10 protein-coding genes and 1 pseudogene are annotated in these 12,307 nt (G+C 45.1%); 2 read left to right on the top strand and 9 right to left on the bottom strand.

Annotation, left to right across the window (positions count from 1 at the left end; all coding sequences use genetic code 11):
- The coding region (locus tag O9324_RS25875; protein ID WP_185237766.1) for a transposase at positions 1–112 on the top strand (112 nt) is incomplete at its 5' end.
- 26 nt (positions 113–138) lie between these two features.
- On the opposite strand, the pseudogene O9324_RS27615 reads toward O9324_RS25875, so the two are convergent.
- The 5 genes and pseudogenes from O9324_RS27615 to O9324_RS25855 form a co-directional block, all read right to left on the bottom strand.
- Positions 139–417: pseudogene (locus O9324_RS27615) on the bottom strand (hypothetical protein); the annotation flags it as partial.
- Positions 414–1,652 (bottom strand): AAA family ATPase, encoded by a 1,239-nt coding sequence (locus O9324_RS25870; protein WP_287629210.1) that lies wholly within the window; start codon positions 1,650–1,652, stop codon positions 414–416. The pseudogene O9324_RS27615 and the gene O9324_RS25870, both read right to left, overlap by 4 nt.
- 220 nt (positions 1,653–1,872) lie before the next feature.
- On the bottom strand, positions 1,873–4,578 hold the full coding sequence (locus tag O9324_RS25865; protein ID WP_288141699.1) for a phycobilisome rod-core linker polypeptide: 2,706 nt from the start codon (positions 4,576–4,578) through the stop codon (positions 1,873–1,875).
- A 174-nt stretch (positions 4,579–4,752) separates the two neighbouring features.
- Complete coding sequence (gene cutA, locus O9324_RS25860; protein WP_288141698.1) at positions 4,753–5,091, bottom strand: divalent-cation tolerance protein CutA; 339 nt, start codon at positions 5,089–5,091, stop codon at positions 4,753–4,755.
- Between the two features lie 181 nt (positions 5,092–5,272).
- Entirely contained in the window at positions 5,273–5,980 is a 708-nt protein-coding gene (locus tag O9324_RS25855) for a Crp/Fnr family transcriptional regulator (protein ID WP_002771921.1), read from the bottom strand.
- 55 nt (positions 5,981–6,035) lie between these two features.
- Between O9324_RS25855 and O9324_RS25850 the strand changes: the two genes are divergently transcribed.
- Positions 6,036–7,235, top strand: coding sequence for an acetate and sugar kinases/Hsc70/actin family protein (locus tag O9324_RS25850; RefSeq protein WP_288141697.1), 1,200 nt, complete (start codon positions 6,036–6,038; stop codon positions 7,233–7,235).
- A 136-nt stretch (positions 7,236–7,371) separates the two neighbouring features.
- Here the strand turns inward: O9324_RS25850 and rsgA are convergent, their stop codons facing one another.
- The 4 genes from rsgA to dnaK form a co-directional block, all read right to left on the bottom strand.
- Complete coding sequence (rsgA, locus tag O9324_RS25845) at positions 7,372–8,448, bottom strand: small ribosomal subunit biogenesis GTPase RsgA (protein WP_288141696.1); 1,077 nt, start codon at positions 8,446–8,448, stop codon at positions 7,372–7,374.
- Positions 8,449–8,670 carry a sulfurtransferase TusA family protein gene (locus O9324_RS25840; RefSeq protein WP_002738399.1) on the bottom strand — a complete coding sequence of 74 codons (222 nt, stop codon included), beginning with the start codon at positions 8,668–8,670 and terminating at the stop codon, positions 8,449–8,451.
- Positions 8,671–8,672: 2 nt separating this feature from the next.
- Positions 8,673–9,797 carry a molecular chaperone DnaJ gene (dnaJ, locus tag O9324_RS25835; RefSeq protein ID WP_288141695.1) on the bottom strand — a complete coding sequence of 375 codons (1,125 nt, stop codon included), beginning with the start codon at positions 9,795–9,797 and terminating at the stop codon, positions 8,673–8,675.
- Between the two features lie 199 nt (positions 9,798–9,996).
- Positions 9,997–12,045 carry a molecular chaperone DnaK gene (gene dnaK, locus O9324_RS25830; protein ID WP_288141694.1) on the bottom strand — a complete coding sequence of 683 codons (2,049 nt, stop codon included), beginning with the start codon at positions 12,043–12,045 and terminating at the stop codon, positions 9,997–9,999.
- Positions 12,046–12,307 lie beyond the last annotated feature (262 nt).

Below are 12,307 nucleotides of genomic sequence, written 5' to 3'. Positions count from 1 at the left end.
GGTCGAGGGAATCAACAATAAACTTAAACTAATAAAACGGAGAGCCTATGGCTTTAGAAACTTTCGTAATTTTTGGGTTAGAAGTATGTTATCTTGGCATCTTGTCTGTTGATTTAGCATAAAGAGTAACGAAGAGCCTTTTAATTCTACAAAAATCAAACAATTAGCATAGGTCAGCATTCCATCACAGCGTTTATCCATACCACTACCATCGACTTTTCTAATTTCAATACATTTATCAATAGCGGTAAATGTCACTTCAATTTCTTGAGATTTTTCCACAATAGCAATCCAATCACTGGGATTTTCTGTATCTAAATAAGCGGGAGTTTCTGGGGGAAATGGCGGATCACAAATTCCAAATTCATGCCGATGGGTTTGACTCTGACATTTTTTATCAAAGAAATTTATCTTCATAACTGTTCTTCGATTTCTAGTAAATCATCAAAAAGCTGATTTGTCTCTCCCAGGGAAAGATTGAGATAATTTTCATCAGAAGGTAAACCATTATATGTAGCAAGTTCTCGGATTTCTCCTTGCTCTGTTAATTCATATACAATAGCATCTTCTGCCGCTATACAAGAGGCTTTTGGGACAATTTGGTTGAGCTTTTCTTGGAGATAATCGGCGTTAGAAATCGCTGATGATAGGATTTTTTTGATAACTTTATCCGCTTTGATAGCTAGGGTTAGATCGTTGATAATATAAGGACTATGAGTAGTCAAAATTAGTTTATTTCCCTGGGTTAAATTAGCAAATTCAAATAATTTATATAAAATCTTTCTCTGAGATTGGGGAAATAGATTCTGCTCGATTTCTTCCACAATATTTACAAAACACTCATTGCGGTATTTAGAAGATAACACTTCTAGTGCTGCCCTTTTTAGGTCATCGGAAAGATTATCATTAGAGAGAATTTTCTCGATTTCCATTTTTAATCTTTTTTGCTCCTCTCCACTGAGTTCATTGCGGGAATTTTCTTGAGTTCGATTAATCGATAAAGCAATATTTCGAGAAACGAGAAATAAAGGAACAAAAGACTGAAAACCACTGGAAGCTTCTGATAGATTTAGTTGATAATCACTACCCACAATCTTTGCCAGTCTATTGAGTTTATCAAATTCCAATTTAACCTCACCTACTGGCAAAGTCAAACTGCCAGATAATTCCTGTTGTGAGCGATCCAATTCTTCCCAGAAAGTATATAATGATTCTGGCAGTCCTTTGAGTTTTTCTGGCCATCTTACTGCACTCAAAAAGTTTCGCTCTGCTGGTACATACATAATTTTTGGTACTCGATACTTTGGATTATCAGTACGCTCGATCGATAATTTAGCATTTTCAAAACTAATTCGATAAACATCTCCATTGTATTCAATTTGGGTTTCGGGTAAAAAGTAATTGGTTAAATTTTGGTATTGACAAAAAGATTTAACAAAACGATTATATTTAGTCACATATTTTTCCTCTAAATCTCCACGATATAGAGCTTTTTCCAACCAGCTTAATGTTGATATTAATTTAGCAATGCTACTTTTTCCAGTTCCTTGATTACCGATAAAAATCGTTACTTTCCGAACGTCGATAAAACCATCATTTTCTAGTAAACCCGCCTTAATTGGACCGAAGTTTTTAACTTTAATTTGGCTCATTGTTATCCCCTTGATTGACGATAAGTGGGTGGGTGGAATTAAATATAAGATGAACGTAGGTTGGGTTGAAGCATGAAACCCAACACCTGCTCATGTTACGCTACCGCTAACCCATCCTACAAATAATTGTGCCTCCCTACTTAATAAATTTTGGCCAGTAATTTGTCCCGAAAAAAGCTCGTGTTGAACACGAGCTAAATTAACTAACTTCAAGGACTAACTAACCACCAACCTTAACTACTGGTTTAAAACTAGGAACAACCAGTTCACTATCCTGTTTAGTCAGCTTATTGTATAAGCGTTCCGTATTGGGGAAATTAGCGGCCGGTAGAGTCGGGAAACGACGATAGGGAACCGTATCTTCACCAAATAATTGTAGGTATTCCATGCTATTAACCATGGCACCAATAAAGGCCTTTAATCCCTGAGTTGCCAGAATTTGGTTATATTTCTGGATTTCTTTTTGATTCAAGGGAGCGCGACCTAAGAAGTGCTTGGTTCCCAATTCAATTACTTTCGTATTCGGATAGGGAGCATAGAATTCTTTCAGGTAAAGATCCGAACCACCTAAACCCTCAATAAACTCTTTCACCGTGATCTCAGCATTGCTTAATTTACTCTCTAAAGCGGTAAATTCGGCATTGATGATATAGGGTTCGAGATCCCGTTCAAAAATCTGACGATAGGCAGCGCGAACAGTATTTTGTACGGCAACTTTATCGAGATTAGTTAACAGTTTAAAGACCTTAGTTTGTTCCCGTTGAACCGTGACACCTTGACCGACACGAGATTGAATATCGGGTTCAGTGCGAATCGAGATCGAAGGTGTACCCAATTCAATAAAGCGGGGGGTTTCCTCTTTATCAACTCTTTGGCCGATATCTTCGCGGAGATTACCCAAACGCACCATCCGTAACTGCATCCCTTGGGGAGTTAGATAGCGCTCGTAGGGAACCGTATCTTCGCCAAAAGCTTCTGTATATTCAGGACTATCGATCAGAGCATCGATTAAAGCATAGAAGCCTTTTTTCGAGCAGATATCGAAGTATTGATTCATTTCCTGACGACCGTAGGTAGGACGACCGAGCAGACGACGGTGAATATATTCGATCGCTTTCACCACATAGAGAGGAGTCCAGTAGATTTTCCGGAAAGTCTCGGATTTAGCTAGGGTTTTGATAAACTCGCGTAGAGTAATATCGCCATTTTCTAACTTAATCTCGGCCACGGATAAACGCTGACCTTCGTAGGGCATTCGACCGAAAACCTGACGATAAGCCGCTAAAATCACTCTTTGGGTGGAACTTTCGCCAAATTTAACGCTTACCCCATTGCTAGAACCGGGTAACTCGTTATTGAGACGGAAAACTTTCGGTCCCAAAGTACCGGGGAATTCACCTCGGGCGCCGGGGTTGCTATTTTGGTTATTAGTCGCCGGTCCACGGTGGATGAGGATACGTTTGCTATCTTTACCGAAGGGAGCGGGACTAGAACTAGGTTCGCGGGTTTCTTTCGGGAAAATTGCCCCAAATTGGATTTCTAAGGGGTCATTTCCGGAACCGTAAACGTGCTGATCCGGTAAGGGGCGATCGTATTTAGCAAAAGTGGTGATAAATTGGGGAACTTTGCGGAAAGGTGCGCTGTAGTTAAACAGGTCGATCTGCATCCCCCAGTTACGACATTCCTGTGCTTCTGCACCCAAACCCCGGAGATAGGGAACGGTTTCTTCGCCGAAATAGTCGGAATACTCCTGAGAATCGACTAAAGCATCGATTAACGCCGCTAAACCGCCGCTAGAGACGATCGAGAAGTATTTCTGCACTTCTTCCCGGGAGGAAGGACCGCGACCGAGGAAATGACGGAAAGCCAATTCTAGAGCGCGACTATTGATAAAAGGTTCAAAGAACTGTTTACGATAGAGAGGCGATTTACCGAGACGACGGACAAATTCTTTCATCGAGATGTCGCCGTTTTTCACCTTCGATTCCAGGTCAGAAATGGACTGACTATAGGCGCGGGTGATGTCCCGTTCAAAAATTTGTCTGTAGGCTGCCTTAATAATCGAAGATTTTTCCGACTCCGATAAACCGGTTTTCATGACAAACTTTTGTCGTTTTTCGGCACCATTGTAGTAGCTTTGGGGAAGACTTAAACCCTGTTGGTCACTACTGGGACGCTGACGCAGTTTATTAGAGGGGGTGGGGGCTTTTAATTCCCCTAGTAGGATATTGAAATAGTCACTGATTAAAGTGACCGCATCCTTGTCTCTTTGGAAATACTCGATCGAAGCGGCCCGCATTTCCTGTAGGGCCACGATGGTGGCATCAATAGAACAGGCATTTTCGAGAACTTCCCTTAAACCGCGGGTATTAACGATCAGGATACTGGTATCACCAGCCACGATCGCATAGGTAATATAACGCAGGAACCAGGATAAATCCCGGAGGGACTTCTGCATATTGCTCGGACCGTAACGAGAGACGTTAATCGGTCGGAATCCGGGGGGAATCGGGCCGCTAGAGGCGAAAATCCCCTTTAAGCCACCGAGGATGCCACTACCGCCACCAGACCCGCTTTCAGCGTAGGTAACGGTTCCTAATTTCATCCCTTCCTGGACGTTGATAACTTTACCCGCACCCACCCGGGCCAATTCTTCCACGGGGGGTTTTTCTAGGTAGGCCATGGGTGAACCACCGGTAAAAATCCGGTTAGCTGCCCGCGAGACGATCAGATCGGAGTTCCGGGTGAGCGTTTGGGCAATATCTAAACGCTTGCTCCCCGATTGGAAGTAGGCGATCAGTTCGTTGAGTTCGGGTTTATCGAGAAAGCGGTCTTGTTGTTCTGCTTGGGTAATGGCAGATACTGGGACGGTTTGATAGAGTTGGGGACGCGCTAAGGAGCTGCCACCGCTTGCCTTAAGACTCATTGGATTTTAACTATCTCCCTTGACGATGTGCTGAGTTCTCCAATCGTGGAGGCGATCGGTCTTAAAACCAGATGTTTAAAAATTTAATCAGCATCTAGATTAAAACTTTTTGCGCTTCCTGAGATAGTTTATTAAGAATTATATAGATTTTTTTCGCTCAAGTTGCCGATTGGTCTATTCTGACACCCCACCTGTATGGGAGGCTAACCAGTCTAAATAGGTCTGTGAACCCGCCACAATCGGTAAAGCGATGATTTCTGGGACGGCATAGGTATGAAGTTCCTGTATCTTCGCCGATAACTGCTCAAACTGCTTTAAATCGGTTTTAATCGCTAATTGCCATTCCGACTCTTTTTCAATCTGTCCCTGCCAACTATAAATGGAACGCATCGGGTAAATACTGACACAAGCGGCTAGGCGATCGTTAACTAAGGCGATCGCTAAGTTTTCCGCTTCCGTTTCGCTGGCCGTTGTCACCAGCACCACTCCAAAACCGGTTAATTTTTCAGTCATAAGTAGTCGTGCAAAATAAATTTCCTAGTGAAGATAGGCACTCATGCAATAGGCAACCCCCCCTGCTCCCCCGACATCGGGGGGGTCGGAAGAATAGATAATCAGTCTTTAATAACCGGATTTAGTATGATAACCGATAACTGATCACTGATCACTGATCACTGATCACTGATCACTGAATTTAGGTGATCGCTTTTTCTAAAGCGGCCAGATCGGGAATACAGAGAGATTCCTGCTGTCGTTGAATCAGGCCTTTTTTCTGCAATTTGGTCAAGGAGCGGGTCACAGTTTCCCGGGCCAGTCCACTAATACTACTCAATTCTCGGTGAGGTAAATTAGGAATTATCACACCCTGGCCGCTTTTTTCTCCTTGACCTTCGGCTAAAAAGAGTAAAGTATCGGCGACTCTGGAGAGACTATCGGCCTCGCGCAAACGTAAACGCCGGTTAAGTTGACGCAAACGCTTGGCCATTAACTGAGAAAGACGAATTCCCGCTAAAGGTTCCGATTTGAGCAGATTAACAAAATCTTGGGCGGGAATACTGCTAATTGTGGCCGTGGTTAAGGTGATAGCATCGCTGGAGCGGGTAGATTCGTCTAAAGCGGCCATTTCTCCGACTATTTCCCCTTTACCGACGATATTTAAGGTGACTTCTTTACCCGAACTATCGTAAGTACGAATTTTCACCCAACCATCCAGAATAAAGTAAACCGAACCACCCCAATCATTTTCTAATAAAATCGCCCGATTAGCAGGATGAATGCGGGTGACAGCATGAGAAGTAACTTGATCGATGGTTTTAGGGGGTAAACCGACCAATAAGGTGGCTGTATCCAATAATTTTTGAATCTCTGCTGATTTTTCCGCAGGATAGCGTTTTTCTTCCATAGTTTAATATTTAAATTTTGTTCGTTTTAAGTGGGTGATTCTACAATAGACAGTTGTGGGTATTTTTATTTATCTAGTGACCGATAAACAGGATTTTTCCTCTCTACTGACCGAGATCGATCGGATTCTTTCTGGGGTGATTTCGTCTCTAGTTAACCCGCAAGAAGTTACTTCCGAGACAATTATCGCCACTCGTCAACATTTAGAATCGGCCAGAGTGATGCTTTCTCCTTTATTATTGCCTGATCGAATCCCTGAAGTTGCCCGTTGGTCCCTGGGAATGGAGGTACAACCACCAGGGGTGAAAATCGTCTTTTTTCGGGAAAGCCAAGGATTAATCGATTTTTATCCTCTTTCTTGGAGTCTGGCAACGGGAACAAGCGATCGCTTACCCTGCTCCCAGGTGGACGAATATCTAATTAGTTGGCTATCTCATCGGGATTTTAGCACCGATTCTTGGCTCTGGGAAGCCTTAGAGCGATTAGAAGCTATCATTATCACCGACGATGGGGAAACCTCCACGGATGACCTGAAAAAAGCCCTTCTCAGCGCGCAACTAATACCCCCCGATCGCCTCTCTAGTCTGGAAACAGCGATCGCTACTGCTCTGGCCTATATTCCCACTAGTCACCAACCCCAAACCCAAACCCTACTGGTGATCGAAGGTAAACGAGAGACTACCACTTTAGCACTGCTGGAAGTCCCGCCGCAAACTCGCTCTTTATCCCGTCAAGCGATCGCTCTGAGCCATTTTAACTACGGGGAAAACACCTATGAACGAGCCATACTCTCTCAGTTAATTTATCCTCTCTGGCGTTCTTTTTTGCCTCTTTCCCGCTCCGATCTCACCGATACTAATCCCTTAAAAAAATCTTTACTGGCAGCCGCTAGATTAACTAAATTAATCCTGCAAGAAGAAAGCGAATTTACCTCCTCTCTAGCCGGTCATACTTGGACGGTCAGTCGCAGCGATTTAAATAAGAAAGTGGTTATACCATATCTAGATAATTTAAGACAAAAAGTTAATGATTTGTTAGAAAAACAGCAAAAAAGTCTTGAAGACATCGATCAAATAATTTTTAGCGGTAATTTTTTCTTAACCATTTGGCCCTATTTTCTAACAGAAATACAGCAAGAATTTGCTGGTTGCAATCTAGAGTCCCCCAGTCAAGAAACCTTCTCACCAGCAATCTTGGGTTTGGGTCGTCTCTGTTTATTTTCGGCTCTTAGAGGTGAGAAGGTCAATAATGCTTAAAAAATCGACCTCAGCCTCAGTTAAAAGTCAAAATTTAGGTGTGAATAGAATTTTTAGGGTAATTGTGGGGAATACTAAAAGGAAAACTTGCTATCTCACCATTAAGATAACTGCCGTAAACCCAACTTAACCCATTCTATTCAGAATCGTCATTATAAATATCTTGGAGAGTTTTATTTTCGTAGCGTTCCTGATCTTGATTTTTGCCGCGACGGGAAGGACGACGATATTTTTTATTAGCTAACTTGGGTTCGTAGGTTTCTTGACCTGCTTCCTTAATTTTTAACTTTAAACTTGACTCTTTTGTGCTAGTTTTCTGTAATGACTGTTCTCGTGCGATCGCTTCTTCTAAAAACTCTAAATAATGTTGGTAACGTTCCCAATCTCCCCTCACCACACAGTTAGGTTCCCGACGGTGAGTACAATCATTAAATTGACAATTTCCTAAAGCTAAACGCTGTCTCACTTCCGGAAAATAAAAAGTTAATTGTTCCGGTAAACACTTAATATCCGGTTGGTTAAAACCCGGACTATCGGCCAATAAACCCCGATTTGGTAAAGCAAATAACTGCACATGACGGGTAGTGTGACGACCTTTTTGCAGTTTTCCCGACACATCCCCCACCCGTTGGTTAATCTCAGGAATTAGGCAATTAATTAAACTCGATTTTCCCACCCCCGAAGGACCGGCCAAGAGAGTGATTTTATGGTTTAATTGTGCCAATAAAGCCTCAAATCCCCGATTTTTCTCGACACTGACAAAAAAAGGCCGGTATCCCCAAGCAGCTAGGCGATCGCCCCAGAAATCTATTTGTTCGGGTTCCCCCAGATCAATTTTATTGACACAGACGGCAATTTCTAAGCCTGTGGACTCGGCTTTCACCAAAAAACGACTGATCAGCCAAGGATCGAGGACGGGTTCAGCAAGGGCAAAAACTAGCAAAATCTGCTCGATATTAGCAACGGCCGGCCGATCGATCTCGGTACTGCGGGGGAGGACTTCTGCGATCGCACCCTGCCGATCATCAAAATTGGCTTCCTCCACACGCACCCGATCACCAACCATCACCGATTGACCAATTTTTTGCAAGCGAGCGCGACGGGTACAGAGAAGATTCTCGCCCATAACGGCAGAATCCAAGCGTACCTGATAGAAATTCGCCTGTACGGCCACCACTGTACCGTATAAATCGGTTAATTGTGCATCTACCATTTAGGAATCGGGGCGATAGACTTTGAGAACAAAAAAGCTATCTCGGTCCTCGATCGATTCTATCTGATAACCCTCCACTGTCAGGCTAGTGGGAACCTGTTCGATCGGTTCCCCGGCATCTAACCAGACTTCCAACCGTTCCCCGGCGGTCATTTTCTCTAATTGCAATTTTGTCCGGACAAAATTAATTGGGCAGGGAGTGCCGCGCAGGTCTAAAGTCATAGTTATTTATGGAAGATATTACCTAAAAATCCCTCGATGCCGCCTTTCCCCACGGTTTCCCCGCGAACTTTCGCTATTTTTTCCAGTAAATCCCGTTCTTCTCCGGTGACACGGGTAGGAATCGAGATTTTAACGGTAATGCGATGATCACCGCGACTGACGGGATTGCCTAATTTAGGAACCCCCTTATTTTCTAAAATCAGTACGGTGTTCGGTTGAGTACCGGCAGGGATAGTCAGGTCTTCTTGGCCATCTACCGTATTAACTTTAATAGTACATCCTAAAATCGCTTGGATATAACTAATCGAGATATTCGATTTAATATCATTGCCTTCCCGTTGAAATTCTGTATCTGTTTCCACGGTTAGATAAACGAATAAATCCCCCGGCGGCCCGCCTTTAAGTCCTGCGTCTCCTTCCCGGGCAACGCGCAATTTCATGCCGTTGTCAACCCCCGCAGGAATGGTAATTTTCAGTTTTTTGGTTTCCTGTTTACGTCCGGAACCGCCGCAAACATCGCATTTTTCCTCGATCACTTCGCCAGCGCCGTCACAGGTGGGACAGACCGAAACCTGAGCAAAAGTACCGAAGGGAGTACGGGTGGCGCGACGTACCTGGCCAGCACCATTGCAAGTGGTACAAGTACGAGAACTGGTCCCAGGTCTGGCCCCACTGCCTTTACAGGTTTGACAGGTTTCCAGATGACGGATGCGGATTTCCTTTTCGCCGCCAAAGACCGCCTCGCGGAATTTTAGTCGAAAATCGAGACGTAGATCCTCGCCCCGGGTAGGGCCTGTGCGTCGGCGGGCCGTTGCTTGGCCGCCCATGCCCCCAAAACCACTAAAGATTGTCTCAAATATATCGGCGAAACCGCCCATATTGTCGGGATCAAAACCGGCAGCACCTCCAGAAACCCCGGCCTCACCAAAGCGGTCATAACGATTGCGGGTTTCCGGTTCCGAGAGAATTTCGTAGGCGCGGTTAATTTCTTTGAAGTGTTCCTCGGCTCCTGGTTCTTTGTTAACATCGGGATGGTATTTTCGGGCGAGACGACGATAGGCGCGTTTGATGTCTTCTTTGCCCGCATCTCGCGAGACACCTAGAATTTCGTAGTAATCAGTGGGCATAGGGGGCTATGGTTCTGCTGGCAATTTATAAATAAAGTTTAAGTCTAGTTGTTACTTTAACAAACTATACATAATAGTTTAGTTGGGTTATCCCTACTATTTTTTGGGTAAGGAAGTGGGGGAGTGGGGTGTGGGGTGTGGGGAGAAGGGGATAAAAAAGCTGAAAACTCACATCTGATTACTGATCACTGATCACTTTTTAATCTACGGCCTCGTAGTCACTGGCACTCATTTCTTCGCCATCGTAGGGGTGATCATCACTGCCCGATTTGCTGGCTTTAGTTTCCAGATTACTATAGGTTCTGGTTCTAGTGTGGGAGAAGGTTGGCCCGTCGGCGAAGATATTGGGGGGAGTGGTCCGGATGCGGGTGGGTCGGGTCAGTTTTTCGGTGACATCGATCGATTGAAAACCAGTACCGTTGAGGGGTTGGGTTTCCTCTTGTTTACCCGTGTAGATGCGGGTACCGATTTCGAGGACAATCTGACGAAATTCTTCCAGGGTGGTTTTTAGCTTTTCGGGGGATATGGAAGGGTCGCGCAGGGCGATTTCCAACTGTTGGCGCTTCTGGTCGGCCAGTTGCCGGATATCGGGGGCAACTAACTCGCTGTTTTCCCTGATGGTGACTTCGTAGCTATAGAAAAGACTATCGCATTGCTGGCGAATATCGATCATTTGCAGACGACCGCGATCAAATTCGGCGTATTTTTCGGCTTCTAGGCGCATTTTTTCAATTTCGTTCGGTTTCAGCCCTCCAGTATGACTAATTAAAATGCTTTGTTCTTTGCCGGTGCCTTGGTCGCTGGCGGCCACTTTCAAGATGCCGTTAACATCGATCTCGAAGGCCACTTCGATTTGTGGCATACCCCTAGGGGCGGGAGGAATTCCCGTCAGGAGAAATTTACCGAGGGTTTTATTATCCCGGGCCATGGCCCTTTCCCCTTGCAGAACATGAATTTCCACCGAAGTTTGACCATCGGCAGCGGTGGAGAAAACCTGAGATTTACTGGTGGGGATAGTGGTATTGCGATCGATAATTTTGGTAAAAACTTCGCCGAGGGTTTCAATGCCGAGGGAAAGGGGGGTGACATCGAGGAGGAGGATATCTTCTACTTCTCCACCTAAAACTCCCGCTTGAATCGCTGCCCCCAAAGCAACGGCCTCATCGGGGTTAACAGAGCGATCGATCTGGCCTGCAGAAAAGAAACGGGAGATTAATCGCTGTACGGCGGGGATTCTGGTGGAACCGCCGACGAGAATGACACGATTGATATCGCTAGGCTGCAGTTCGCTATCTTTGAGGGACTGTTGTACGGGTTCGAGGGTTTTTTCCACTAATTCTCTGGTTAATTCCTCGAATTTAGCGCGAGTTAGTTCTAATTCTAGGTGTTTAGGACCGGTTTCGTCGGCGGCGATAAAGGGGAGATTGATCGAGGTGGTAATCAGGCTAGAAAGCTCGATTTTGGCTTTTTCGGCGGCTTCTCGCAGTCTTTGGATCGCCATGCGATCGCTGGACAGATCGATGTTTTCTTGGCTTTGAAAGTTCTCCACCAGCCACCGCACTAAGAGGTTATCAAAATCGTCCCCCCCAAGATGGTTATTGCCGGCGGTGGCTTTCACTTCAAAGACTCCCTTCCCCAGTTGCAGGATGGAAACGTCGAAGGTTCCTCCCCCTAGGTCAAAAACGAGGATATGTTGATCTTCGTTTTGTTTATCTAAACCGTAGGCTAGGGCGGCGGCGGTGGGTTCGTTAATAATTCTTAATACTTCTAGTCCTGCGATTATCCCCGCGTCTTTAGTGGCCTGACGTTGGGCATCGGTAAAATAGGCGGGAACTGTAATCACGGCCTCGTTAATCGGTTCTCCCAGATAGGCCTCAGCATCGGCCTTTAATTTTTGCAGGATCATGGCCGAGATTTCTTGGGGGGTAAATTCCCGATCGCGAATTTTGATATTGACGGTATCATCGCGACCGCGTTGGCAATGATAGGCAACTCGTCCCCTTTCTACCTCGGTGTCTTGCCAACGCCTACCGATAAAGCGTTTGATGCTATAGACGGTATTTTCGGCATTAGTGACCGCTTGACGTTTGGCCAGTTGTCCCACTAGGCGCTGGCCTTTGCCGAATCCCACGATACTAGGAGTTGTCCTTCCCCCTTCCGAGTTGGGAACTATAATCGGCTGACCTCCTTCGAGTACCGCAACACAACTGTTGGTTGTCCCTAAGTCGATGCCGATGACTTTTCCCATGACGCTCTAAATAATAACGATAGTTAATAGGATACAATCGTTTACAAAAATTATCCCCCAATTAGAAACGGGCTTTTTACCTCGTCTAATCTTGCCGAGGTTGACATCCTCACCGCCGTACACGGACGGTGATTCCCAAACCTCACGATTTGGGTTTCTGCTTCTTTCCCTTGCGGGGTTCCGCACCTGCCTTAACAGATTTACTCTGTTCTGGTCTTATGGTCGCTCTACAGACTGACACCGCAAGCCCTGCGGCCAAAAT

Origin of the sequence: Microcystis sp. LE19-84.1B, assembly GCF_027531875.1 — a bacterium.
Taxonomy (GTDB): Bacteria; Cyanobacteriota; Cyanobacteriia; order Cyanobacteriales; family Microcystaceae; genus Microcystis; species Microcystis panniformis.
Note: the sequence above shows the minus strand (reverse complement) of the source record. Positions and strands in the feature narration are given on the sequence as shown.